Annotated in this window: 24 protein-coding genes; 10 read left to right on the top strand and 14 right to left on the bottom strand. The window is 51.1% G+C overall.

Features of this window, described 5'->3' with window-relative positions; genetic code table 11:
* Positions 1-18: 18 nt before the first annotated feature.
* Genes KQX66_RS06460 through KQX66_RS06450 form a run of 3 tightly spaced genes read left to right on the top strand, consistent with a single transcriptional unit; the run spans position 19 to position 4,889 of the window.
* Positions 19-2,232: an MrcB family domain-containing protein gene (locus KQX66_RS06460; protein WP_216791151.1), complete on the top strand. Its 2,214-nt coding sequence runs from the start codon at positions 19-21 to the stop codon at positions 2,230-2,232.
* Positions 2,204-4,618: a restriction endonuclease-like protein gene (locus tag KQX66_RS06455; RefSeq protein WP_216791148.1), complete on the top strand. Its 2,415-nt coding sequence runs from the start codon at positions 2,204-2,206 to the stop codon at positions 4,616-4,618. Before KQX66_RS06460 ends, KQX66_RS06455 begins: the two co-directional genes overlap by 29 nt.
* Positions 4,619-4,631: 13 nt before the next feature.
* Positions 4,632-4,889, top strand: a complete 258-nt coding sequence (locus KQX66_RS06450) for a hypothetical protein (RefSeq protein ID WP_216791145.1) — start codon at positions 4,632-4,634, stop codon at positions 4,887-4,889.
* 164 nt (positions 4,890-5,053) lie between these two features.
* On the opposite strand, the gene ablB is transcribed toward KQX66_RS06450, so the two are convergent.
* Positions 5,054-5,923, bottom strand: coding sequence for a putative beta-lysine N-acetyltransferase (gene ablB, locus KQX66_RS06445; RefSeq protein ID WP_253956978.1), 870 nt, complete (start codon positions 5,921-5,923; stop codon positions 5,054-5,056).
* A 377-nt stretch (positions 5,924-6,300) separates the two neighbouring features.
* On the opposite strand from ablB, the gene KQX66_RS06440 reads away from it, so the two are divergent.
* Complete coding sequence (locus tag KQX66_RS06440) at positions 6,301-6,567, top strand: YokU family protein (RefSeq protein ID WP_216791142.1); 267 nt, start codon at positions 6,301-6,303, stop codon at positions 6,565-6,567.
* A 302-nt stretch (positions 6,568-6,869) separates the two neighbouring features.
* Here the strand turns inward: KQX66_RS06440 and kamA are convergent, their stop codons facing one another.
* Positions 6,870-8,291 carry a lysine 2,3-aminomutase gene (gene kamA, locus KQX66_RS06435; protein ID WP_216791698.1) on the bottom strand — a complete coding sequence of 474 codons (1,422 nt, stop codon included), beginning with the start codon at positions 8,289-8,291 and terminating at the stop codon, positions 6,870-6,872.
* A gap of 110 nt (positions 8,292-8,401) precedes the next feature.
* A complete protein-coding gene (locus KQX66_RS06430; RefSeq protein WP_216791140.1) occupies positions 8,402-9,838 on the bottom strand; it encodes a sigma-54 interaction domain-containing protein in 1,437 nt (478 codons plus the stop codon).
* 277 nt (positions 9,839-10,115) lie between these two features.
* Between KQX66_RS06430 and KQX66_RS06425 the strand changes: the two genes are divergently transcribed.
* Both KQX66_RS06425 and KQX66_RS06420 read left to right on the top strand, forming a co-directional pair.
* Positions 10,116-10,322, top strand: a complete 207-nt coding sequence (locus KQX66_RS06425; RefSeq protein WP_216791138.1) for a hypothetical protein — start codon at positions 10,116-10,118, stop codon at positions 10,320-10,322.
* 55 nt (positions 10,323-10,377) lie between these two features.
* Complete coding sequence (locus KQX66_RS06420; RefSeq protein WP_216791136.1) at positions 10,378-10,527, top strand: hypothetical protein; 150 nt, start codon at positions 10,378-10,380, stop codon at positions 10,525-10,527.
* A gap of 55 nt (positions 10,528-10,582) precedes the next feature.
* On the opposite strand, the gene KQX66_RS06415 is transcribed toward KQX66_RS06420, so the two are convergent.
* Both KQX66_RS06415 and KQX66_RS06410 read right to left on the bottom strand, forming a co-directional pair.
* A complete protein-coding gene (locus tag KQX66_RS06415) occupies positions 10,583-10,876 on the bottom strand; it encodes a DUF5316 domain-containing protein (protein WP_216791133.1) in 294 nt (97 codons plus the stop codon).
* A gap of 44 nt (positions 10,877-10,920) precedes the next feature.
* A complete protein-coding gene (locus KQX66_RS06410; RefSeq protein ID WP_216791131.1) occupies positions 10,921-11,583 on the bottom strand; it encodes a DUF2625 family protein in 663 nt (220 codons plus the stop codon).
* A gap of 186 nt (positions 11,584-11,769) precedes the next feature.
* Here KQX66_RS06410 and KQX66_RS06405 point away from each other — a divergent pair, with 186 nt between their 5' ends.
* On the top strand, positions 11,770-17,958 hold the full coding sequence (locus KQX66_RS06405; protein ID WP_253956977.1) for an OmpL47-type beta-barrel domain-containing protein: 6,189 nt from the start codon (positions 11,770-11,772) through the stop codon (positions 17,956-17,958).
* Between the two features lie 64 nt (positions 17,959-18,022).
* Here KQX66_RS06405 and KQX66_RS06400 read toward each other — a convergent pair whose 3' ends face one another.
* Entirely contained in the window at positions 18,023-18,235 is a 213-nt protein-coding gene (locus KQX66_RS06400) for a hypothetical protein (protein WP_216791129.1), read from the bottom strand.
* A gap of 345 nt (positions 18,236-18,580) precedes the next feature.
* On the opposite strand from KQX66_RS06400, the gene KQX66_RS06395 reads away from it, so the two are divergent.
* A complete protein-coding gene (locus KQX66_RS06395) occupies positions 18,581-18,931 on the top strand; it encodes a DoxX family protein (protein WP_216791693.1) in 351 nt (116 codons plus the stop codon).
* Between the two features lie 103 nt (positions 18,932-19,034).
* Here the strand turns inward: KQX66_RS06395 and KQX66_RS06390 are convergent, their stop codons facing one another.
* The 4 genes from KQX66_RS06390 to KQX66_RS06375 all read right to left on the bottom strand — a co-directional run bounded on the left by KQX66_RS06390 (position 19,035) and on the right by KQX66_RS06375 (position 21,306).
* Complete coding sequence (locus tag KQX66_RS06390; RefSeq protein WP_216791126.1) at positions 19,035-19,556, bottom strand: hypothetical protein; 522 nt, start codon at positions 19,554-19,556, stop codon at positions 19,035-19,037.
* Positions 19,557-19,658: 102 nt separating this feature from the next.
* Positions 19,659-20,003: a hypothetical protein gene (locus KQX66_RS06385; RefSeq protein ID WP_216791124.1), complete on the bottom strand. Its 345-nt coding sequence runs from the start codon at positions 20,001-20,003 to the stop codon at positions 19,659-19,661.
* A gap of 431 nt (positions 20,004-20,434) precedes the next feature.
* A complete protein-coding gene (locus KQX66_RS06380) occupies positions 20,435-20,602 on the bottom strand; it encodes a hypothetical protein (RefSeq protein ID WP_216791122.1) in 168 nt (55 codons plus the stop codon).
* A 299-nt stretch (positions 20,603-20,901) separates the two neighbouring features.
* Positions 20,902-21,306, bottom strand: coding sequence for a hypothetical protein (locus KQX66_RS06375; protein ID WP_216791119.1), 405 nt, complete (start codon positions 21,304-21,306; stop codon positions 20,902-20,904).
* 188 nt (positions 21,307-21,494) lie between these two features.
* On the opposite strand from KQX66_RS06375, the gene nfi reads away from it, so the two are divergent.
* Complete coding sequence (gene nfi / locus KQX66_RS06370; protein ID WP_216791117.1) at positions 21,495-22,157, top strand: deoxyribonuclease V; 663 nt, start codon at positions 21,495-21,497, stop codon at positions 22,155-22,157.
* Positions 22,158-22,236: 79 nt separating this feature from the next.
* On the opposite strand, the gene KQX66_RS06365 is transcribed toward nfi, so the two are convergent.
* Genes KQX66_RS06365 through KQX66_RS06355 form a run of 3 tightly spaced genes read right to left on the bottom strand, consistent with a single transcriptional unit; the run spans position 22,237 to position 23,536 of the window.
* On the bottom strand, positions 22,237-22,518 hold the full coding sequence (locus KQX66_RS06365; protein ID WP_216791115.1) for a hypothetical protein: 282 nt from the start codon (positions 22,516-22,518) through the stop codon (positions 22,237-22,239).
* A 17-nt stretch (positions 22,519-22,535) separates the two neighbouring features.
* Positions 22,536-22,997, bottom strand: a complete 462-nt coding sequence (locus KQX66_RS06360; protein WP_216791113.1) for a DUF2269 family protein — start codon at positions 22,995-22,997, stop codon at positions 22,536-22,538.
* A gap of 2 nt (positions 22,998-22,999) precedes the next feature.
* Positions 23,000-23,536 carry a PadR family transcriptional regulator gene (locus KQX66_RS06355; protein ID WP_216791111.1) on the bottom strand — a complete coding sequence of 179 codons (537 nt, stop codon included), beginning with the start codon at positions 23,534-23,536 and terminating at the stop codon, positions 23,000-23,002.
* A gap of 214 nt (positions 23,537-23,750) precedes the next feature.
* Here KQX66_RS06355 and KQX66_RS06350 point away from each other — a divergent pair, with 214 nt between their 5' ends.
* Positions 23,751-24,308, top strand: a complete 558-nt coding sequence (locus tag KQX66_RS06350; protein ID WP_216791109.1) for an NADPH-dependent FMN reductase — start codon at positions 23,751-23,753, stop codon at positions 24,306-24,308.
* A 425-nt stretch (positions 24,309-24,733) separates the two neighbouring features.
* Here KQX66_RS06350 and KQX66_RS06345 read toward each other — a convergent pair whose 3' ends face one another.
* Positions 24,734-25,465 (bottom strand): alpha/beta fold hydrolase, encoded by a 732-nt coding sequence (locus KQX66_RS06345; RefSeq protein WP_253956975.1) that lies wholly within the window; start codon positions 25,463-25,465, stop codon positions 24,734-24,736.
* Between the last annotated feature and the right edge of the window lie 180 nt (positions 25,466-25,645).

Below are 25,645 nucleotides of genomic sequence, written 5' to 3'. Positions count from 1 at the left end.
TAATTATGGAGGAACATGATGCCGCTACCGAATGAACTCTCAACCATATTTCGTAGTAAGCAAAAGTCATACAATATGGTTTTGATTCTTGCAATGTTAGAGGAGTATAACAATATCCGAATCAAAAGCTTTTCTTTACAACGAATTTCAGAGTTGTTTTTATCCCATTTGCGACAAAGGGAAGCAGAGGGGAAGCGAGTAGATGCACCTCCAAAAAAATTAGCTTTAAGGTGGTCTGATGTAACAACGAACCAATTAAAATCATTAATTAATACCCCGATTCAAGCTCTATCCTCAGTAATTGATGTGCATGATCAAAAACAGAGTATTTCATTTAAGCCTTCAATCTGGGAAAAGCTTGACGAAAACGGGATAGAAGACTTGCGTAATTATGCTTTAACAGAAATTGAAAATTACTATAACAATTTTAATAACCATGTCGCAATTAGAGAGCACCTCGAACAAGTCATGCGGGGCTATATTTCTGCTAAAACGCAGCCTTTCTCAGGGCATCAATTAGGAACGTTATTTAGAAAAACGATCCCGGAACAATTAAAACGTCTCCCATTTATCGATGAGCATTATAAAATTCAGGGCTCTATTGGACAAGGAAACTGGGCTAACATCCCATGGATAGCAATCCTAGATAAGCGGATTACGGAAACTACCCAACGTGGAGAATATGTTGTTTATCTGTTCGCAGAGGATATGAGCTGTGTTTACTTAACTCTAGCACAAGGTGTTACAGGTCCAGGGGAAAAAGGAAAAAAAGAAAGCCACGAGTACTTGCGTCAAAAAGTAAAGCAAATGCGGGAACTATTATCCCTCGACCATTTTCAAAAAGACGAGAATATTCATCTCACGACTAGTGGCATTGGACGGGATTATCAGGTATCTACGGTTGCATATGTGCGTTATGATCGAGATCAAGTGCCAGATGATGAACAATTGATATCTGACCTTGAGAATTTGATTGAGAATTATAAATATTATGTCGACACCATCGAGAAATCAGGTACAGAAGTAGAAGCCGACATGATTGAGATAGGAGCAGAATCTTTGGATCCGTTGTCTGTGAAAGAGCGTGTACAAACCATCCAAACCTACATCCGGCACAAAGGCTTCCAATTTCCCGAGCATCTCATCGAGAACTTCTACCTATCTCTCAAAACGAAGCCGTTCGTCATTCTCGCGGGCGTCTCGGGAACGGGCAAAACGAAGCTGGTCAAGCTGTTCGCCGAGGCGCTTGGAGCAACAAGCGTTAATCACCAGTTCACCTTAATTCCGGTGCGGCCGGATTGGAGCGATCCTTCCGATCTGCTTGGTTATAAGGACTTGTCCGGTGCTTTTCGCCCCGGTCGGTTGACGGAGGTTCTGTTAGAAGCGACCAAGCCGAGCAATCGGCATAAGCCTTATTTTATTTGCCTGGACGAAATGAATTTGGCGCGTGTGGAGCATTATTTCAGCGACTTGTTAAGTGTGCTGGAGACCCAGGAATGGCGCGATGGCCGTATCGTGACGGCTTCGTTAATCGGGAAAGAATCGCTTACGACGGACCAAGATCAGCAGACCTTCGGAAATATGTATTTGCCGGATAACGTGTACCTCGTCGGGACGGTCAATATGGACGAGACCACGCATCCGTTCAGCAAGAAGGTATTGGACCGAGCCAATACGATTGAATTCAACTACATTAACCTGGCTCAGTACCCGGACGAAGTGCTGGTCGACGATGACGAACTGGCGACGCAGGTTCCCAACAGCTTTTTGCGAAGCGATTATTTGCAACTGGTCGATGTATATGGAGAGTACCGAGGCCTCGTACACCGGACGACGGAGAAATTGGTGAAGATCAATACGATACTCGAAGAGATTCATTCCCATGTCGGATTCCGTATACGGGATGCGATTTGCTTTTATCTGATATACAACGAGCGCTTCCAACTGCTGAGCGAGGATGCTGCGCTGGATATGCAGCTTTTGCAAAAGATTTTGCCTCGGGTTCAAGGGAGCGGAAGCTCGGTGAAGCGAGCACTGCTGCAATTGATGGAGGTAGCGTTGGATAAGAGCCTGCCGATTCAGAAGATGATGGATGACCCGACGGAGTCCAATTTCAAGTGGAACGCCGGATCATCGTCCGAGTCCGTGAAATACCCGCAAAGCGCGCGAAAAATAGCCTTTATGCTGCGGAGGTTGGAGGAAGATGGATTCACCTCATACTGGCTCTCTTAATCAGAGTGTAGAGCTTCTGCGCGTGGAGACGAATCTGTTCGATCTCTATATCAAAGGCAAGCCGTTTCACCCGACCGTGGAGACGCTACAGCTTCATCGTAGCGAGGGGGAGGAATGGGTGACCGCTCATTTTCACGTAGCTGCTCCGTCTGCGTCGGTAGCTATCGAGTCGATGGCCGTCTTTTCGCTGGTAACGAAGGAGCTGGTGCCGTGGGGCCAAGGAGATCGAGGCTATCCGATCTTTTTCGAGACTCAGTCTTATGTGCTGGTCATCGAGAAGAAGCAGGAGGTCGAGCTGACCTTCTACCATGAGAACGTTCATTTACGTGAAGCGGTGAAGCCTCTGGGCAAGAGCCAAAAGATTCTATCTGGCATTCTCAATTTCCAGAACGAAGTCGGGCATACCGAGCTGGAGCTGCGCGTGCATGGGCAGACGGTGATGCAGCTTCAGCTGGAGATTTTTCCAGCCAAGATGGATTACAAGCGCGACTACGAGATGATCCTCAAGGACGTGAACGAGCAGATATATAATCTGTCCTTTGACTTCTTGCGGAAGACGTATCACCTGACGGGGCTCAGGGAGACAAAGAATCAGAGTTTGACGGAGTTTTTCACGATCCTCCAGCACGTGTTCGCGCAGCTTGTGCAAGCCGTGGAGCGGATCAAGCTGGCGCCTCATACCCAGCTTCAAGTGGACAAACGAGTTGTCAACGCGGCGCGAGTGAAGAAAGCGGGCAAAGAAAACGTCGCATTTCTGGCGAAGCGGCCTCATTTGCTCCTTCCGGACGAGCGGATCGGGTTTATTCCCGTGCAAGGGCAGCGGATGGTCCCGAGCCATGTACTGGAGACGAAGCGGCAGGTGCACTATAACACGCCCGAAAATCGGTTCGTGCGTTGGGTGCTATTGCGCATCCAGCAGAAGCTGAAAGGGCTGAAAAAGCGCCTGTCCGAAAAAGGCCGCGACCGTGATCCGCAGTTGTTGAAGCGTCTAGAGCTCATGCAGACACAGCTTCAGCGGGTGCTGGCGCATGATTTTCTAAACGTAGGCGATATGACGCATATGTCCGTTTCGTTAGTGCTTCAGATGGCGCCGGGGTACCGAGAGGTATACCGTTATTACCTGATGCTGATGAAGGGCTTGTCGATCCAGAGCGATTTGTTCCGTCTGTCCATGAAGGACTTGGCGAAGCTCTATGAATACTGGTGTTTCCTGAAAATCCACCATCTGCTGAGCAAGAAGTACGAATTGTTGAACCAGGACATCATTCGAGTGGACCGGACGGGCTTGTTTGTGACTTTGGATAAAACGCAGCAAGCGAAGATGGAATACCGTAACCCGAGCAACAGGGAAGTTTTTACGTTGTTCTATAATGCTTTGCCGAGCGGAGATACGAGCCCGACCTTGGCTCAGCAGCCGGACAATGTCTTAACGCTTAAGAAGAACGACGCTGCTGCGGAGTATAAATATATTTTTGACGCGAAATACCGCTTGAACCCGGCTTACGAAGGCACGTCCTATTACAAAAAGTATCGGATGCCCGGGCCAGAAGAGGACGACATCAATACGATGCACCGTTACCGGGACGCCATTGTGTATATGGACAAGCAGGAGCACGAATATGAGCGCAGTATGTTCGGGGCTTATGTGCTGTTTCCGTACCCCGACGAAGAACGGTTTCAGGAGCATAAGTTATACAAAAGCATTGAGTTGATTAACGTAGGGGCGTTCCCGTTTTTGCCGAATGCGACTTCGTTGATGGAGCGGTTTTTGGATGAAATTATTATGGACAGCCCGGAAAAAGCCTACGAACGCTCCACTAGGCCGCGGGGAACGAAACAGTATTACCAGGATCATCTTGCCGGGAAGAATGTGCTGGTGGGCTCGTTAAGGGAGGTTTCGCAGCTAGAGGTAGCTCGGAAGCATCGCTTTTACCATGTGCCGTTGGAGAATATTTCGGATCATAAAATTTTGAGTCAGATCGAGTATGTTGCCGTCTGTCAGTCTCGAAAGAAGTTCGGGCCGGAGGGGGAGACGGGGATCCGTTGGTACGGAAAGGTCGTGGATTGGAAGGTGCTCCGGAGGAAGGAGATCACCGAGAGGCCTGCGAGACAAGGAACGGAAGAGCAGTTGTACGTGAAGTTTACCGTGGAGGAATGGTTGCGGCGGGAGAAGCCGATTGAACTCGGCGGACACAGGATTTATAGGTTGCTGTATACGTCGAAATACTTGTTCGATCGGGCGTTGAACATTGCGGAGTTGAAGCTGGATAGCGCGGCGCATTTGAAGGAGTGGCGCGAGAAGCGGAGGAAGGGGCAGGTTCACGTGAGGCTGGATAACGAGCATGTGGACTTGGCGCAATCGGTGCTGGGGATGGAGCTTAGGTGAGGGGGGATACGGTATGAGATGGTCGGAAGTTTGTAGCCGTTACCCTAGCAGATTTGTTTTGGTGGAAGCCCTTAAGGCCATATCGAGCAATCGCATGCGTACAATTGAAGAAATGACAGTTGTGGAAGAATACGATAACCCTGTGCTGGCTTGGGCGGGGTATAAACGTCACCGCAAGGAAAATCCAGAACGCGAGTTATATGTATTTCATACTAGCAAACAGGAGATTGAAGTGATTGAGGGATACTTTAAAGCTATTTACAGAGCATGATGATACTTAGAATGATCACGATTTATTCAGGGGCAGGCAGGAGAGATCGGGAATGCCTATCCGTAAATGTACCGTCATCAGTAGGCTTTCCGTAATCCCTCGGGCTTGGTTATAAGCTGAATGCTCGAATTTCACAAAACGTGAAAGGGAAGGCCTAGCTTCCGCTAAGTCCTTCCCTCCCCGAGGTCTTTCACCCATAGATTCATATCCTCGAATTTGTCGTAAATCTCGACGCTTTTCGTCAGTCGGCCGTAGTAACGGTACCCCATCTGCCCGAGGGCGGCATTCATGCCGAACGAAAGGGCTCTCGCCAGCGAATAGGCGCAATAGATGCTCCTGCTGCGCAGTTCTTCCTCCAGAGCATAAATGAGCACTCTCATCAGCCCGAGCTTGCGGTAAGCGGGAAGTGTGGCGCAATCCGTAATTTCCGCATTGCGGTACGCTTCGTTGATTTCCGCCGAGGCGGCGCTGATCAGCAGGCCCGCTTGTTCCAAGATATAAAAGACGGTTCCCTCCCGGATGACCTTCTCGACGTACCAGGTCTGGCTCATGGGAGTCGGATATGTTTGAAATACTTGGCCGTATAAAACGGCAAGCGCCTCGGCATCTTCCGGCTGGGCGATGCGCAGCGTACAGTCTGCGGGGATCTGCGGGCGTTCCGGCTTCAAAGGGAGCTGAAGTACTTGCCCCAAAATCTGATCCTCCTCGATCCAATAATCGCTGGTCCGGCGCTCCAGATCGAAGTAGACGGCCATACAGTAGGCGTCCCTGCCATGAAAGTAGGCCTTATAAATCCCTTCGAGCATACAGCCTTTGGATAAAAAGGCAGGCCAATCTTCTTCGCGCGACTTGACGAAGGCTTTGGTTAACGCGTGCTGGCCGGCAAGCTCGCACATACGCCCGTAAATAGCATCGATATTTCCCCGGTAATCGTCCACCCGTATCCTTTTGTTAAAAAAGTCGAGGCAAACATGCATCTCGTAATCGCATCCCTGCTCGACTTGATTCGTATAGTAAGCTTGTTCTTCCAGCATGTTTTTCCTCCTCAAAGTTTTCCGCAGGAAAACTGACTTCGTAAGCATTGGCTGAGCTTTCCGCAGGAAAGCTACTTCGTAAGCATGAGCATAGCACTCCGCAAGAAAGCTACTTCACAAATATGCCCCACCCGGGCGGTTCCTCCCTAAGTTTAAAGCAAAAACAGGGCCAATGCGAGAGAGGATCGCGTCTATTCTCCCGGCGGACAAAAAGTTTTGCTGCAAAATGATGGAAAAGTGCAAAAGATTTTGCGGTGCTTTATGCTTTTCATCCGGTCTATAAGGTTGCTTCGTCCCTAATCCTAAGTTGGCATCAACTTTGCTTATATACCATATGGTAAAAATGATGACAACCTGGAGAAGGGAGAGAACGAACGATGAAATGTATGTGGTGCGATGCGGAACCTATCCGCGAGAGCGTAAAAGATTGCTATTGGGTTGCGCCGGACGGGAAAACGGCGGTGCAGATTCTGGATGCACCGGCGCTGGATTGTCCTAACTGCGGACAATACGTGACCGAAAGCATGTCGCAGCGAATCGAAGAGGCGCTTTATTTGAACGATTTCTCCGCACTAGGAAGCAAGTTCCGTTACGACGAGTTGATGAACGCCCCGCGAATCAACAAATTTTCGAGCAAGGGTTGACCCGGGGGGCATTTGCTGCCCGCGCAGCCCGAATAAAGCCCTCGACGGCCCCTAGGGGGATCCGCGAGGGCTGATCCGCTTGTCTGGACGTTTTGCGCCAGAGGGTGATCACCCACCGTACTACAACAAAACGCGTTCCGGGAGGCTGGTGCGTGGAGGAGCTCCGGAGGCCTTGACGAAAAACAACGACCGGTGCAACATCCTCACCACACAGCCCTTCCGCGCGCCAAAATCCTTGCACAGCCCCCGCCTACCTGGCGCCTTAAGGGTGAGCCACCAAAACTCCCCCTATCGCCAACGCCTCACGCTTCCGCGCTCGAAGTATCCTCCTTCTGCTTCACCGCTTTGATCAGCTTCTCCTTCATTTCATCCCGCTTTTGCCGACGGTCTTTCAGTGAGGTGTGCTCGGAAGCTTCCTCGTACGATTTTCTGCGGCCGATGCGGTGCAAGTTTTCCGGCACCAGGTTGAATTTTTCATCCTTCATGAGGGCGATAATTCCCGTGCTTGCCGGTGCTTGCTGGATGCCGTAAATTTCGTTGAAGTATTCGTCGGCGCGGCCCGGGATATAATTTTTCGGCTCCGGGTATCCAACGATAACGCCTTCATAGTTGCGCAGGATGACTTTGTCCTGGCTTTGCGAGATCAGATAGTTCGGCTGCAGCGCGATTTTACCGCCGCCTCCGGGGGCGTCGACGACGAAGGTCGGGACGGCATAGCCCGAAGTATGGCCGCGCAGCGCCTCGATAATCTCCAGCCCTTTGGACACGGGCGCGCGGAAATGGCCGATGCCTTCGGACAAATCGCATTGGTAAATATAGTAAGGGCGGACGCGGATTTTGACCAGCTCGTGCATGAGCTTTTTCATAATATGCGTGCTGTCGTTAATGCCCGCCAGAATGACCGCCTGATTCCCCAGCGGAACGCCCGCGTTGGCCAGCATTTCGCAAGCCTGCTTCGCCTCGGCCGTAATTTCCAGAGGATGATTGAAATGCGTGTTCAGCCATACCGGATGGTATTTTTTCAGGATGTTGCACAGGTTTTCCGTAATGCGCTGCGGGAAGACGACCGGAGCCCGCGTGCCGATCCGGATAATCTCGACGTGGGGGATCGCCCGCAAATTTTTCAATATATATTCCACAATGTTGTCGTTGATGAGCAAGCCGTCGCCCCCGGACAGGAGCACATCGCGGACTTCCGGCGTGCGGCGGATGTAGTCGATGGCATCGTCCAGCTGCTTTTTGGGCACTCCCATGCCCACTTGGCCCGAGAAGCGGCGGCGCGTACAGTACCGGCAGTACATGGAGCATTGGTTTGTGACCAGGAACAGCACCCGGTCCGGATAACGGTGGGTTAAGCCCGGCGTCGGGGAATCTTCGTCCTCGTGGAGCGGGTCCTCCAGGTCGTATTTTGTCTTCAGCAGCTCGGCGGAGATCGGCACCGACTGCATGCGGATCGGGCAGCGGGGATCGTCCGGGTGCATAAGCGAAGCGTAATACGGCGTTATATTCAATGGAATCGTTTGCGTCGAAATGCGCACGCCTTCCTCTTCCTCGGGAGTTAAATTCACGACTTGCTTCAACTCGTCCAAGGTGCGGATCGTGTGCGTCAACTGCCACAGCCAATCGTTCCACTGTTCCTCCGTCACATCTTTCCACAGTTCGACGTCTTTCCAATGCCTTTTGCTGCTGAGAGGGGGAACGTTTGCTTTGCTTTGCGGGTCCATCATCGGTACGCTCATCCAGAGCACCTCCATCAATCGTTTTCGCTAATTTAACAAGCAAAAAACGTGCCAATATTGGGAGATGCTGGGCCCGCGCCGATAAAATTCCTCCTCTACGGCTTCCTCGCGATCCCGTACCGGTTCAGCTTGTACTGCAAAGCCTGCCGCTTGATGCCCAACGCTTGCGCGGCAAGGCTGATGTTATACCCGTGACGCTTGAGCGCGTCGACGATCGCCTCCCGCTCCATCTGCTTCATCCGGTCCGTTAATTTCCCTGCCGGAAAAGCGGTAAGGTCCGGCTTTCGCAGAGCGGGAACCGGCACGGGACAGGGAGCCTCCCTCAGATTCGCGGGCAGGTGATGCTCCTCAATGATCTCCTCTTCCGGCTCGATCATATTGAAGGCGGATTCGATCGCATGCCCCAATTCGCGGACGTTACCGGGCCAGGCGTAGGCCATGAACCGCTGCATGGCGGACGGAGCCAGTCCCGTAATTTTCATGCCAAACATCGGATTGAACTTCTCGATAAAATGCTGCGCAAGCAGCGGAATGTCCTCCTGCCTGCGCAGCAGCGGAGGAAGCTGCAGATTGACGACATTGAGCCGGAAAAAGAGGTCGTGCCGCAAAATGCCCTTGTCCAGCGCTTCCTGCGGCTCCATGTTCATCGCTGCGACGATTCTGACGTTCACCTGCTGCTCCGTCGTCGCTCCGATTCGCCGCACGATGCCGTCCTGCAGCACCCGCAGCAGCTTGGCCTGAAGCAGCAGGTCCAAGCTATTGATCTCGTCCAGAAACAGCGTGCCGCCGCTGGCCTGCTCGAACAAGCCCGCACGGTCCACCGCTCCGGTGAACGCGCCTCGGGTCGTGCCGAACATGATGCCCTCCATCAGGTCGCCGGGTACGGCGGCGCAGTTCTGCGCGATGAACGGATGATTGCGGCGGACGCTCGCATTGTGCATGCTCTGGGCGAACAACTCCTTGCCCGTGCCCGTAGCCCCGCAGATGAAGACAGGGGAGCTGGTGCGTGAAGCTTTTTTGGCCGTAGAAACCGCTTCCAGAAACGCCGGGCTCTCTCCGATTAAGTCGCTGAAATGATAGCGGGCCGCGCCCGTTTTTTTGCCGTCCTTCTGCTTGGCTTGGTACAGCTGGTGGCGCAGGTCCAGAATCTGGTCGTGAAGCTGGACGATGCTCGTAATGTCCTTGGCGACCTCCAGGGCGCCCGTGAGCTGACCGTTATCGAAGAGCGGATACGTGCGGTTGATGGTCGTAATGCGTTTGCCCGTGACGTTGACGTAGGTTTGTATTTTTTCGGGCACCTCTTGCCCGGTCTGCAGTACCTTGGCCAGCGTGCTCGTTTCGTGGGTTAAGGAAGGGTAGACGTGAAAAATATTTTTATGCAGCACCTGCTTCCGCGCAAGGCCGTCGATCTCCGCCATTTTGTCGTTATAAAAGACGGTCGTGCCCTCCCGGTTCACCAGATGGACACCCACGTCGACCATATTTAATATTTTCTCGAAATATTGGGACCCGAATTCGTTCGGATCGGACATCAGGATCACCGCCTCCGGAATAATCTCTCAACTAAAAAAATATGACATGTCGAATAAGAAAAGAACACCGGCCTCCTCGCGCGAATAAGGTACGGAACTATTCTACTTGATAAACACAATTAAGGCAAAAATTTGAAATGTTAAAAGAGTCGTCGGAGCATGGAATTTTGCACCCCGCGAAAGCTTGGCGAAAAAAAATTTGCGCCGCCGGGAACCAAACGGAGAGCGCCAACACTCTAATGGGGTGTATGGAATATGCGTGAGAGGAAGATGTACAATGAAACCTTATAAAATCCTGATCGCAATAACGGTTGCGGCGGCCGGCTTATTTATGGCTTCGATTCCGGCGGCGCAGGTGCCGCAGAAGGCTTTTGCAGCAGAACAGTTGATCGGAAAGCCGATGACGGAGCTCGATCCGAAGACAGTGGAAGGGGCACGTCAGGCGATGCAGGAGCTGTGGCATTACCGGGCCGCTTCCCGGTAATCAGGAGGGGTTAATAAGTCTTGTCCAGAACGGAAAGGCGTTGGAGCGCAAAAGCTTGAAGCTCGTCGGGAAGAACGGAGAGGCCTATTCGTACGTACAAGAGTTCTCGCCGCTGGATCAAGAGCAGCCCGTTCGTCTGACGACCTATGCGATGCCGCAAATCGAATTTTATAAGGAACTTGAAATGCGGATCCCGATTCGCTGATGGGTTTAAAGCCGTGCGGTCCTTGGTTGAAGGACTTGCACGGCTTTTTTTCGATTTACAGCGAACTGAAATATACGACGGCGGCCAGGAGCAGGTTGGGGAATCCGATCATAAAACAATACGTTGCCCACTTCCCTCTGGCTGCCCTATCATTGGCGGTACTGATCCAATAGTTAGCCCTCGCCCGATCACCGCTTACGTTGGAACCGGTAAGGATGGCCGCCGCTCCCGTAAAAATCAGCCCGAATATCCCGGCATACGTATAAAATATGGCAGGGTCTTGCAAAAACATAGCGGTCAGTGCGACAACGAGCAAGCAGCCCAGCCCAAGGATGAAGGAGTTTCTCACAAGCGATCACGCCCCATTTTCGATGAAATCGGTGTAGACCTTTCTCATTTAAGTTTACTATCGTTTACAGAAATTTTCCATAGTTCCTCGATCGGAACGACGGATCTGGCGCGATGGGTAACGGGGCCGCCGTCCGCCCACAAGAACGGATAAATCGACACTCCCTGATTTCCATCGATAGGCCAAATCTCTTCCGCCCAGCCTTCCCACCGAAAAGTCTCATAAAATTTTTGCACATCGCCAAAGCAAGCCCAATATAAAAAATCCGAAAACCCTATATCCAGGCTTTCCCACTCCAAGGTATCGGGAGCAAAATAAAATACATCTCCCGGTTTGCCCTCGAAGGCCCCGCCGTTCAGCGCAAAAAAGCCGCCTACTACGTCGTCGGCGATCAAGAACGATGAGGGGAATCTCGTGCTTTTTCCATCGGCGCCGATTTCATTCCACGTGATCAAATTCCTCGGCAGCCGTCGACTGCCGGAACCTAAGATGCGCAGCCAACCGTTCTCGATGAGGATGCCGCCCGTATAATACGCAACTATCCCCAATGCGGATCGGGTCGTCACTTGCAGTTGATGCAGCACTTCCGCGGCTTCGTGCGGATTCGCGGGTAAAATCTCGACGGTGTTGGTCGCTTTGGCAACCCAATCCTGCACTTCCAGCCATGTCGATTCCGTTTCGTCAATCAGTTCATCCAACGATTTCATGGATAGCACCTCATTTCATAAGGACCTCTCTTCATCCAAAAATTATACAACAACACGATCTCGATAAAAAATTTAACGGTTCGGAGTTAACCAAAGTTAATATCCTTCGGTTATTCCATTTGGTACTCTAGATGTAACTATTTGGACCAAAAGGAACAAGGAACTTTTGAAGGAGTGAATTCGAGTTTGATCCATATCACGTTACGGAGACTGTTCTGGAGCGCAGTCTTTTTCATGAGCGTGCTTGCAGGGGGAGGGCAGCTTGCGCATGCGGCAGTCATGATGGAACAATTGCCGGATTCGGCGAACTTGCCGGAAAATATTTCGGGCGTTACGTCCAGTGCGGTGCAGTCCGGCAACCGCATCATGGTGACCGGGGGACAAAAGGCAAATTCATCTACTTTTGCGCGGTATTCTTATACATTCAACCCGACGGATCGGTCCTGGACTTCGCTTGCGCCGCCCTTGCAGCTTTCTTATCACAAGCAAAGCATGCTGAAGGACGGAAGAGTGCTTGTCACAGGCGGGTCGAAGTTCGTCCCGGGGACAGGATACGTTTACAATAACGTGGCCAAAATTTACAGCCCCTACTCCAATACCTGGTCTGATGGCGCGTCATTGCCGGTAGGGAGTATATTCGGAAACACCCAAGGCACCTTGCTGGACGGCCGGGTGCTTATCGTAGGCGGTGCGAACGAGATTTGGTCGGGAGCGGACCGCAGCACGATGTATAATCAGGCCTATGTATACGATCCGGGTATGAATCGTTGGGAGGAAGCGGCTCCTTATCCTTATCCCATTTACGATGCCGCACAGAGCACGCTAAAGGATGGACGCGTTCTCGTTACCGGCGGGCAGAGCCATTACGTCTACCGCTTCGATGGTTATTTGTACGATCCATCGAATAATACGTGGACCAAGGCGGGGAATCTGCCGTTTGAAGGCGACACGTTTTTCCGCCATGCCCAGGTGACGCTGCCGAACGGCAAAGTGCTGGTGATGGGAAAAAAGTATTTCTATATATACGATCCGGCGACGAACCAATGGACAAAGGATACGGCTACGATTCGACAGCTTACCAATGCCCAACTGTCGGTATTCGGGAATGATGTGTATGCTATAGGCGGATATGACGAGAATTGGGAAACCAATGTGAACGTATATAAGCTCACGTTTGATTTTACGCCGCCTACGGCACCGGCGATTAGCGGCCCGGGCCCCGAGTGGAGCACACAAGACGTAACGGCGGTGATCACGCCGGGCACGGATGCGGACTCCGGGGTCGCCCGTACGGAGTACAGCTTGTCCGGGGCGACGACACTCGGCTGGACGCCTTACAACGATGGAGACAAGATAATCATTACGAATGACGGACAAACCACGATTAGCGCAAGAACGATAGACCTCTCAGGCAATATAAGCCCAATCGCGACGGCCGTCGTCAAAATCGATCGCACGGCGCCGACGCAGCCGGTAGTCAAGCTTTCGGCAGCGTCATGGACGGCCTCCGATGTCGCGGTAACGATTACGTCCGGAACCGATAACGGTGGGTCCGGCGTGAATCGTACGGAGTTCAGCTTATCCGGCGCGACGACGCTGGCTTGGACGACGTATACCGGTCTGGTGACGATCACGGCCGAGGGCCAAACGACGGTAAGTGCGCGAACGATCGACAACGCAGGGAACATCAGCAGCGTCGGGACTGCCGTGGTGTCCATTGATAAGACGGCGCCGACTGCTCCGGCGGTTACTCCGGCGACCTCGCAATGGACCTCTGCGGCAAACGTCGCGGTGACGATCACAGAGGGAACGGACAGCGGAGGCTCGGGCGTGAACCGTACGGAGTACCGCTTGACGGGAGCGACGACGTTGGGGTGGACGACATACACCGGGTCATTGTCGATTACGGCCGAGGGCCAAACGACGGTGAGTGCAAGAACGGTAGACCATGCGGGGAATACGAGCGTTATCGCCTCGACCGTCGTAAAAATCGACCGGACAGCCCCGACGGCGCCATCCTTTAGCGCATCCGCAGGTTCATGGACCGACTCGGATGTCACGGTGACGATCACGGGAGGAACGGATAGCGGCGGCTCGGGCGTGAACCGAACGGAATACAGCTTGACGGGAGCGACGACGCTCGCATGGACGGCCTATACAGGCCCAGTGACGATTACCGCCGAGGGTCAAACGACGGTGAGTACGAGAACGGTGGATAATGTCGGAAATGTGAGCGTTACCGCCTCGACCGTCGTAAAAATCGATCGGACAGCCCCGACAGGGCCGACCCTTAGCGCATCCGCAGGTTCTTGGACGAATTCAGACGTCACGGTAACGATCACCGGAGGAACGGACAGCGGCGGCTCGGGCGTGAATCGAACGGAATACAGCTTGTCAGGAGCGACGACGCTCGCATGGACGGCCTATACGGGCCCGGTGATGATTACCGCCGAAGGTCAAACGACAGTGAGCGCGAGAACGGTGGACAATGTCGGAAATATGAGCTCGACCAACACCGTTGTTGTGAAGGTGGATAAAACAGCGCCGACCGTACCGACCGTAAGTCCGGCGACCTTGCAATGGACCTCCACGCCGAACGTGGCTGTGACGATCACAGGAGGGACGGACAGCGGGGGCTCGGGAGTGAAGCGAACGGAGTACAGCCTGACGGGAGCGACAACGCTCGCATGGACGACGTACACAGGTCCGGTGGCGATTACGGCTGAAGGCCAGACGACGGTAAGTGCGAGGACGATAGATAATGCGGGGAATATAAGCGTTATTGCCTCGGCCGTCGTGAAAATCGACCGGACGGCACCAACGGCTCCTGCCCTTAGTTCATCCGCCGGTTCTTGGACGAATGCGGACGTCACGGTAACGATCGCAGGAGGAACGGATAGCGGGGGCTCGGGCGTGAACCGAACGGAATACAGCTTGTCAGGAGCGACGACGCTCGCGTGGACGGCCTATGCGGGCCCGGTGACGATTACGGCCGAAGGCCAGACGACGGTGAGCGCAAGGACGATAGACAATGCGGGGAATACCAGCGTTATTGCCTGGACCGTCGTTCGCATCGACCGGACGCCTCCGGTGGCCCCTATCATCACGGCGCCATTGGCGGGAGCAGTTCTTCCGAACAACAAGCCGACGGTAACCGGAACGGCTGAAGCGAATGCGACCGTGAACGTCACGTTGGACGGTGGGGCGAGCTTGCCCGTGACCGCGGACGGAAGCGGCCGATGGTCGTATACTCCGGCCGCCGCGCTGGCGGATGGCATCCACAAAGTCAAGGCGGTTGCGAAAGACGCCGCAGGCAACGAAAGTCCGGCTTCCGCGGAAATATCGTTTACCATAGATACGCAGCCTCCGGCACCGCCGGTGATCGGTACACCGGTCAACGGCGGTTGGATCAACAGCCGTCGGCCGGTCATTACCGGTCAGGCGGAAGCGGGCGCGACCGTAGCGTTGTATTTGGACGCGGCTCCGGCCGGCACGACGACTGCAGACGGCAGCGGCACGTGGACGTACCTGTGGCCTACGGATTTGGCTGACGGTGCGCACAGCCTGAAAGCTACCGCAGCGGATGCGGCGGGGAATGTCAGCCAGGCGTCCGCCGTGGTCTCTTTCACTGTAGATACGAAAGCTCCGGCAGCCCCGGTCATCCTTACACCAGCCGACGGGGCCATTACAGGCAGCAACCGGCCGATGATCTCCGGGACCGCCGAAGCGGGGGCAGTTCTTATTATTGATTTGGATGGAACCGAGACGGCAGCAGGGACGGCAAATGCCGGAGGCAACTGGTCTTATTCGCTACCGGACGCTCTGACGGATGGCAGGCATGCGGTCAAAGTATGGGCGAAGGATGCGGCAGGAAATATTAGTCCCGCGTCCGCCACCGTGCATTTTACGGTAGATACGCAAGCTCCGGCGGCTCCGGTCATCCTTGCTCCGGCCGATGGTACGGCGACGAAACAAAGCAAGCCGGTTATTCGAGGGACTGCAGAAGCCAATGCCACCGTCCATGTGGTCGTAAACGGAAGTCCGGCAGGCACTGTGATGGCGAATGCTGGAGGCAATTGGACCTTTATTCCGCCTATCGTATTCGTCGATGGCATCTATACGGTTAGGGCGACGGCAGCGGATGCCGCCGGCAATATGAGCCCGCCATCCGCGGAGATCAGGTTCACGGTAGATACGTTGGCCCCTCCGGCGCCTGTCGTGACAAGCCCGGCTAACGGCGCTGTGACGAACCGGTCGAAGTCGGCTATCGCGGGCACGGCGGAAGCCAGTGTCACGGTGAGCGTGTACGTGGACGAAGTGCCGCTGGCGGAAACGGCGGCCGACGCGGGAGGCAAGTGGAGCTACACGCTGACGGATAGTCTGGCTGTAGGTACGCATGCCGTGAAGGCGCAGGCGACGGATGCGGCCGGCAATACGGGACCGTTTTCCGCGAGCCATACGTTCACGGTCGTATCGGACAATGCATTGCTGCACACCTTGCAGCTTAGCGGCGTGACGTTGAATGAAACGGTCACCGGGACGACTTACCGGTACACGGCCCAAGTTCCGTATTCGGTGACGGCAACTACGGTGACTGCCGTGCCTGTCGACGGGAACGCCTCGGTTCTGGTGCTTCAAGACGGCGAAGCCGTCTCGGGGCCGCTTCGGCTCCGTGTCGGAGCCCAGACGATCACGATTCAGGTGACGGCCCAGGACGGAACGACGGTTCAGCTCTACAACGTGCTGGTGACGAGATTGCCCTCCAGCGAAGTGCAATTGAGCGAGCTGACGTTGAGTCACGCGGCTCTGGCTCCGGAATTCCAAGGTGGGACGACGCGCTATACGGCGACCGTCACGAATGACGTCTACGCGCTGACGGTGCGGGCAAAGGCGGCGAGCAGCGAAGCCTCGATACGTATTAACGGGCAATCTTTTACAAGCGGAGAGGCGGTCCTGCCTGTGGAGCTTCAGGTGGGGGCCAATCCGATAACGGTCGCGGTGACCGCGCAAGACGGAGTCACGACGCAGTCGTATACGGTGATGGTACATCGGAAGCCGAGCTCCAATGTCCTCTTAAACGGGCTCCTGTTATCTGAAGGAACTTTGAGCCCGGCATTCGATAGCGGCATTGTTCATTATGAAGCGGCTGTCGAGCATGGGGTGACGAGCATGACGGTGACGGCATCGGTCTATGACCGGAATGCGCTGCTGACCGTTAACGGCAGAGAAGCGGCAAGTCATCAGCCATCCCAACCGGTCGAGCTTCAGGTTGGTGTCAACCGCCTCACGATTATGGTAACTGCCCAAGACCGCGTCAGCACGCAGGCCTACACGGTGGAGGTCACCCGCAAGGCAAGCACGAGCGCCGGCTTAACCGGTCTAAGGCTGACCGATGCGGCGCTGTCTCCGGCATTTGACAGTGAAATCACCGCATACGAAGCGAGCGTAGGCCATTCGCTCGACAGTACGACAGTGACGGCGTCGGTCTATGACCCGAACGCTCGGATCTCGATCAACGGCAAGGTGACGCTTAGCGGGGAAGCATCTGCGCCGATTGCCTTGCAGGTTGGGGCAACAACGATTCGGATTACGGTAACGGCGCCGGACGGGCAAACTGTGCGGACGTATACGGTGCGCGTTCATCGGGAGGCTGCCCCGGAGCAGCCGTCGGACTCTTCCTCCGGGGGGAATGCGGGGGGAGGCGGCCCGGCTCCTGTCGAGGAGCCTAAAGTGCCGCAGAAGCCGGCAGTGCCCAACCAACAGCCCGCTGTACCCGATAAGCCTGCCGGTTCTTCGGCAGCTTGCGTCCCGGTGGCGAAGGTGCGGTTTACCGATATGTCCGGACATTGGGCGGAGTCATCGGTTTCGGATGCCTCCGGCTGCGGCATCGTCGATGGGTTCGAGGACGGAACGTTCCGGGCGAACGACCCGGTCACCCGGGTCCAGTTCATCGCGATGCTGGTCCGGACTAAGGGATTCGACAAGTCGGGGTCGACCGTTCCTGCGTCGGCAGCCTTCGTGGATCAGGAAGCCATCCCGTCTTGGGCCGCCGAAGCTGTGTCGATGGCCGTACAGCGCGGGATCGTTGACGGGTATGAGGACGGAAGTTTCCGTCCGGATGCGCAAGTGACGCGGGCCGAGATGACCGCGATGACGGCTCGCGCCTCTAACTTGCAAGCAGGGCCCGAAGCGGAGCTCTCGATGTTTGCGGACGAGGCGGATATTCCCGACTGGGCCAAGGGCTATATTGCCGCCGCCCGGCAGCACGGGTTCATTCAAGGGCGGGAGAATGGGCGCTTTGCGCCGCAAGAGCATACGACACGGGCGGAAGCGGCCGTACTTCTGCTGCGGTGGGCTCGTTCGGCGGATCAATGAGCAGAAAGTAAAGAACGCAAACCTGGCAAGGTTGGAATCGCCGGGTTTGCGTTTTTTTTGCCGGTTAGAGAGGTTCGTCGTTCAAATAGCTGGCATCTCGTAAAGAGGTCGTCAGCCACTGCTTCAATTGCCGTTGGTGCGGTGTTATTTCGTTGCCTGGCATGTCCTGCTCGAAAATCGCATTTTGGTCAGCCCATATTTTCGCAAATACGATGCGTCTCGCTTCATAAAACGGGCATTTGCCGTTGATCTGAATACCGTGTTCGGTCGGATACACTTCGGAATAGTTACTTCCACCACTTTATTAATCGGCGAATCGAAAATATTACTTGAAAGTAACGTTATTTTTGAGTAATATTTATAATTGATATTGGTTGTGCGATTTTTTGTGTTTCACGAAACGAAAGTGAGCACGATTGTTACACGAGCTGGGTTGACTCAACCCGCCTTACACCTAATGTAGAAGCCCAGACGTTCCCAAGCGGGTATTGATAGCGTAGAATACGTTAATCTGCATCGGGCTTTTCCTGGCACCGGAGAGATCTAATCAAGAGAACTTATTGTATGGCATGCTTGCAAATGAAGGTGCCTATGCACAACATTTTCAAAGGAGTGAAGTCAAATCATAGCTAAAGTCTTGCAAGTGATTCTGGCCGTTTTTATTTTTACAGGGGGCATTATAAAACTGTTACGTGTTCCGTTTCAGGTTGAGCATTGGCAGCACTACCAATACCCATTGTGGTTCATGTCAGTAACCGGATTTCTTGAACTGATTGGAGGTATCATGCTGATTGCCGGTATCCGGAACCGACGGTTGGCTATTGGGGCAGGCGCATTATTGGTAATTCTCTTGTTAGGAGCGATTCATGCCCATATTTTTCGGGCAAATCAACCGGTTGCAACCACCATTCCTGCATGGGTCTGTTTGATTTTGTCGATCATGGTCATTATCCGGAACCTGAAAAAAGTATAATTAGCACGATAAAAGGACAGCTGCGAAAGCTGTCCTTGTCTGTTAACGATTCGTTTTCATAAACAAATAAGAGAACTTCGAGGCGACATACCGATCTATATAACTATAAATCATACTTATCTATTTTTTTCAGGCTCTTAAAATCGGATTCTTGGTTTACTTTGGAAGCATAAATCAAAGGGCTTTCCAGGATTGACAGTTCAAAGACTTCAGCCTCTCTGCATGTAATAAAGTGCCCTAAATCTCTTATCATTTCTCTCTTATCGAATTTGCTAAAATCTACACTCGGGACTGAAACGATTATAAACTGATTTAGCCTTCTATTCATTGAAATAAAAGTATTAAAATCAAATGCCGCTTGAGTAAACCCCTCAGGTAATGAGTAGATAGATACGGTTTCAATACTCTCCCCGTTCTCTAATGCCTTTTTTAAATTTCTTTCTGTTCGTTTCATTGTGCTTAACTTTCCTGATTTAAAGCTATCTCCGATAATACCCAAATGGGTCGAAGGATATCCTAACCCTTCATTTAGTTTCAAGGAATATTGATACCAGTCCCATATGTCGTTTTCCCGATCCTCGATGGAACCATACAGAACAATAGATGTCATCAATTTATCTCGCAAAGTATCGCCTCTTCTGTAAAAGTTGTAAATTTATTTCCAGTCATCCGTGCGTACAACCAATTTGAGAAATCTTTATACAGTATTAGGGTCCCCCATTTCTCTTTATTCGTTGTCTTCTTCTCCTAAAATGTCATCTATTCTTTCTCTATCTTCTGCAATTTGTCGTGCCATTTTAAAGCTATTCATAAAGTATTCAAGCGGTAACTCTTCTTTGTAATCTTCGTCATGTTCCAAAAGTTTGAAGTTCGCTTTATGTTTAATTAAATCTTCGACAAAATCTTTCATTTTTTTCCTCTCATTAATATTGACATAATCAACTTCCATAAGAGGATTGATATTACTAATACGAGTTTTAATCTCTAATAGGCCTAAACCTGTATGTTTCTTGATAGTCATTAACAAATGATTATCCCTTTCAGATAGAAGTGTTATATTGATTCTAGTCATAGACAATTCTTCCTTCTTTTTTTATATAAAATGCAAGTAAGAAAGGGAGTTTTTATATTAATTCCATTTTCCTTTATGATTTCTAGTCAGATTTAAAACTTCAATACCAAAATTCAAGCCGTAGTCATCAGCATCATAAATACTCTCATACATTCGTCCAATATATTCATCAGGACTCATATAATCTTCTGGAATAGCACCACCTATTTTTGATGAAAATACCTATCCTCTTCCTCATCACTATAAATTCCAAGACCAATCTCTAATACATCTGGTTCTAGCCCTTCTTCATAGTATATGATACGCTCTTTTAATCGATTAATAGGAGTGCCTTCATTATTACTATTCAATTCTGCACCAATTGGTACTTCTATAATGATTGGAATATCTTCTTCATTAACATCTTGATATATCTGCCAACATAAAACCCCTTAAATATTGGGAAACTTCTCCTTATCGCAATAGATTTGCATTACAAATCCATATTGTTCATCTTCGAAATAAATAGGGAATTTTTCAGGTTTATGAGTTGGTACCCCTCCAATTTTATCAAGGTAAATATTTTTTTCATCTCCTGGAACACGTTCCCTCGTTTTCATAATACCCGCTTCATTTTTGCCTCCCAAAACATCATTATAATCTACGGAAAATAGCTTCTCTGCTAATGTTCTTCCAATAATTTCATTTTATCATATCGTCCGTCAATAAAAAGTAAATCCTGTACTTCTCTAATACGCGGAAAGCGCCCCTTCCGCCTCGGCGATGGCACTTTCCTTCATCATTGTCTGCTGGGCGTTTCCCACCCGCCAGTTTGCCAAGTTTTTTAGTGTTTGATTTGATGGTTTATTGTTTGCAAGAAAGAATCACATTTATTAGTCTCAATTGTATATTATCCAGTCTATTTCCACCCCCTCCATTTCCATACATTATACCTTGCTACCCAAGGTGATTTTTGTACTATTAAATTTTCAGTATTAATTTTTCCTTTTGTCCAAAAACCGGAAAAACCTGTCCCTTGTGGAGAAATATCTTGTGAAAACACAGCTTCGACTTGAAATTTTAGTTGATTAGCATTAAATGTGGGTCTGAATCTCGCTCGTATTGGTTGTGCGATTCCATTAAAAATGTGCATTCCGGAAAAATCTAATAGTTGAGAACTCATTTCCTGATCATCCACAAAAATAGAACATCTATATGTTAGTTTTCCAATGTCATTATCTAGCTGTTTAAGAATAGGGGAAATCGAATTTATTAACACAGCCTCAATTACCTCATTAGTAGGAAGTAACTCTCCTGAACTCATAAATAACCTCTTTTCATTATGATAACTGGTGTATAGTTGATATCATCAAGATGGCTGCCCCAGTCAACGTGACAAGAATTTAGTTCGTTCGATTTAAACGTCCCCTTGACGTCTAATCGGTTATAATAACTTAAGGAATATTTTACTGCAAACCGATTGGAATTTTTAAACTTCTTGGGGGCTCGATCATGGAACCGATCTTAAAGCATGCATGGAATTTATCTGAAATGGATGCAGTCAAACTGCAACAAGAGTTATCTTTAAAAATGATAAGGGAAGATCAACTTGCTGAAGTTAATTATATTGCTGGAGTGGACGTAGCGTATAGTGAACACAGCGACAAATTAATTGCTGCGATCGTTATTTTAGAAGCAAGTTCATTACATATCATAAAATCGGTTGTGGTGGAAGACACGGTTCATTTTCCTTATGTCCCCGGTTTGTTTTCATTCAGGGAGATCCCGCCGCTGCTTAAAGCATTCGAGCAAATAAAGACCCCTCCTCAGCTCATCGTCTGCGACGGTCAGGGAATGGCTCACCCCAGACGATTTGGATTAGCGAGTCATTTGGGAGTTCTATTCGACATTCCTACCATTGGATGCGGAAAGACGAAGTTATTAGGGGAGTTCCAAGACCCTGAAGTAAAAAGAGGTTCCTCTTCTCCATTAGTTGATCATGGCGAGGTGATCGGGGCCGTGTTAAGAACTCAGGATAACGTTAAACCTAATTTCGTGTCTATAGGCCATCGCATTTCCTTAGCCACGGCTTGCGAATGGATCTTAAAGCTCTCCCCGAAATATCGTTTGCCGGAAACAACGCGGCAAGCCGATCAACTTGTGAATAAGTTTTAGCCGGTCTTCAAAGAGAAGAGGAATAAACGAAAGGGCGGATTTCCGCCCTATAAAAACTGTTACCCTATCATATTAGAACTCATACGAATTGTATGTTTGAACCTTTCTTTATCCTCTCTATGTCCACCCTTTCTCTAATATTTAACCCAATAAGAGGAAAATTGGCAATGGAAAAAGACACACTAACATCCTTAATCTCAAATTCAAAGCTTGTCCCGTCTACATTTCTTACGGCTATCTTGGAACCAATCAAGTTCTTTAATTTTGTAATTTTATAAGGATCCGTTTCATCTACACTAATCTTTAGCACCACACCTCGGTTTGGCAGATCAATAACGTCTTCTAACCTCATGATCTCCATAAGATCCGCTTCCTCTCTCAAAACGGCTTAACCAGCATCAAGTACAGCACAACCAGCGGGATGATGATGACCAGCGTGCCGAACACATCCCATGTGCGGGAAGCTTTCCGATACGCAGCGGTAAGCGTGCCTTCCGCTTCGGCGATGACGCTTTGCTTCATCATTGTCCGTTGGGCCGGAATGAGGAGAATGCCCCAGATTAAGCCGCTTAGCACAAACAAGCCTTCCGACGCGGTCATCCAGTTTAGCTCCGCGAGCGAGTACCCGTTCAAGGCGGCCATGATATGGCCTGTTGCGAGCAGCAGGATGACGCCGGGCAGCGTAAACCAGTAGTCGGCGTGCATCACATTGCGCGCCACCCGCCGGATATGGGCCAGATCTTGACCGCGCTCCGCCGACAGCTTCCAAAACGCCGCCGTAATAATGTTGCCGAGGAACAGCACAGCCCCAAGCACGTGCAAAAAAATTAACGCTCCCATGTTCACTTCTCCTCCTCATGATGATTCAGCATTGCCGCGCATTCCAGCAGGGCATCGATTTTGGCCTGGTGATAACGAATGCCGATGGTAAGAGAAAGCAACTGATGCTTGGGCATCTGCTGATGATACTGATCATGCATCCCTTGAAGGATGCTCAGCTTCGATTCGTGCTGCTTGCGGCTTTGCCCGATCCAATCCAGCATTTCGCCCTCATCCATTTTCCCGCCAAAAAACAGCCTCATGCACACATCGGAACGTACGTTATCTTCCTCGACCGGTTGCTCGTAATATTGAGCCAGAACCGCCCGCCCGGCCTCCGTGATGGAATATTCGTTTTTGTTCGGGCGGTCCTCCTGTATAATCGTGCGTTTCTCGATACAGCCTTCCTTTTCCAAGTTTTTGAGCGTCGGATAGACGCTGCCGTAGCTTCCTTCGAAGAAAAAGGAGATCGGTCCTTCAAAATTTTTTTTGATTTCGTACCCGGTCATCGGCCGCTTGCTTAATAGGGCAAGGGCCACATACTTGGCCTGCAGCTGCATCGGCGCAGCCTCCTTTGGTTATATAATCATTATTTATATTCATAATGTTAATATAAATGCGGCACGGCGATTTGTCCAGTTTTTTCTTGCTGCATGAAAAAGTCCCTGAGATCTTGATGACCAGGGTGCTGATGTTCGTTTATGGCCCCATTGACTGTGACATTAATGATATGGTTTATAATGCGGATACCGAATGGAAAAGAGGGTGGACTGGATGAAACAACGAAGTCTAGTAGTGCTAGGGATATCCGGAAGTCTGCGCGAGCAATCGTCTAATACACGGCTGCTCTCGATCATCGGAGGAATGATGCCCGCCGGTATGGAGTTTCGTATGTATCAAGGGCTTGCGAGTTTACCGCATTTCAGTCCGGACTTAGACGGTGACGAAGCTCAAGGGCATGAGGCGGTGCGCGAATGGCGGGAGGAGCTGCGAGCGGCGAATGCGGTCGTGATCTGTACGCCGGAATATGCGCGAGGAGTGCCAGGCACGCTCAAGAACGCGCTGGACTGGGTCGTATCCTCGGGCGAGTTCATGAACATGCCGACGGCGGTCGTAAGCGCGTCTCCGCATCCGGATGGCGGCGCTACGGCACTGCAATCGCTGACACTAACGCTGAAGATGATGAGCGCAGCTATCCCGGACGAAGCGTCGCTTGCCGTTCCGTTCGTTAGCAAGATGATCGGACCGGATGGCAGCGTGACGGATACGAACACCTTGTCATCGCTGCTCAATCTGGTTCGGGCGCTGTCGCAGGCCATTCCGGAGAAATAATTTGTTATGGACTGACGGGGCAGTCGGTGAACAAATCCAGCATGAAACGCATCACATGCCGCCGACTTCCCGCAGTACCCACCTCGACAAAGCCGAACTCTTTAAATTGCGGAACAAATCCCATAAAACGATAGCTTGGGGAATCGGGCGATAAGTCGAGCGCGGAGCGATGGAGCACCATGCTACAGGCTCGTCGCCCGCATATCCCAAGATACCCTACGGGAACATGTTCTTGAACCATGTTCCGGATTGCAGCTTTTTTGAGTACCTTCGTTTTCCGATCTTCAGGTTTCCCGCGCCAAACCGTACACCAGCAATTCTTTGGTCCGCCCCGACGTTCAAAAAGCTTCTCAAAATCCGGCCAACGACCTTGATCGACTTCAAAGAAATCCAGCTTTACAAAAGATCTGAAATATCCATTACCTTTATGACCTCACATTTATTATGAATTCCTCTAAAATAGCTCTTAACCCATCCGGATCGCTAAGCATGGGCAGGTGCCCTGTGTTCAGACTTCGTACCCATTGGGGGGGAAGGTTCGAAATCATTTTATTTTGCAAAGAGGGGCTGAACTCCTTGTCTTGGGTTAGCTTTACATATAACGTTGGAACCGTCGGCAGGGATACCTTGATTCGGTCCGTATATACGCGTATGGCCTCGGGTGTGAATCCATTGATGATCTCCGTAGTTTGTTCTGCTGAAAGATCGCTGCACAATCCAGCACGAATTGCCGATTCCGGCGGCTTCGTACCGATGATTCGCATGATCGTTGAGATTAGCATTCTTTGGGGGAATGGCAGCACGGACAAAAAGGAACCGTCGTTTTTCGGAATCGCTGCCCCTACCGAGATATAGCCTGCTAAACGATCGTTCCATTCGGATGCAAGCCGAAGACCGATCACTCCTCCAAGCGAATGCGCCACGATAACGAACCTCCGAGGTCCCCATTCGTCTACTTGTCTTTTTACATAAGTAACATAATCGTCCAAAGAAAGCTTTTTCCGCGATTCCATCGAATCTTTTCTTCGAGGATAAGTGGCCATCAGATGAGGATAATCAAGTCCATCCACAACTTTGCTCCAGATACGGTTATCCAGTCCTGCTCCGCTAAGGAAAACGAAACCTATCTTTTCTTGAGTGCCTTCTTGAATGGACATCTTCTTTTCCTCCATTGCCGGTTAAGATGATTACAAGTTAAATGTAGCATTTAAATACGACAAATTATGGCTTATTTATATGATAAGATAAAAATAATCACTGGAGGAGCCATTCCTGTAATGAAGTAATTTGAGCTTTGAACAAAAAAAGCGCCTCTTGTATACTGGGAAACGTTCCGA

This window comes from Paenibacillus oleatilyticus, assembly GCF_018998565.1.
Taxonomy (GTDB): Bacteria; Bacillota; Bacilli; order Paenibacillales; family NBRC-103111; genus Paenibacillus_G; species Paenibacillus_G oleatilyticus.
This window is presented reverse-complemented; position numbering and strand designations above follow the sequence as displayed.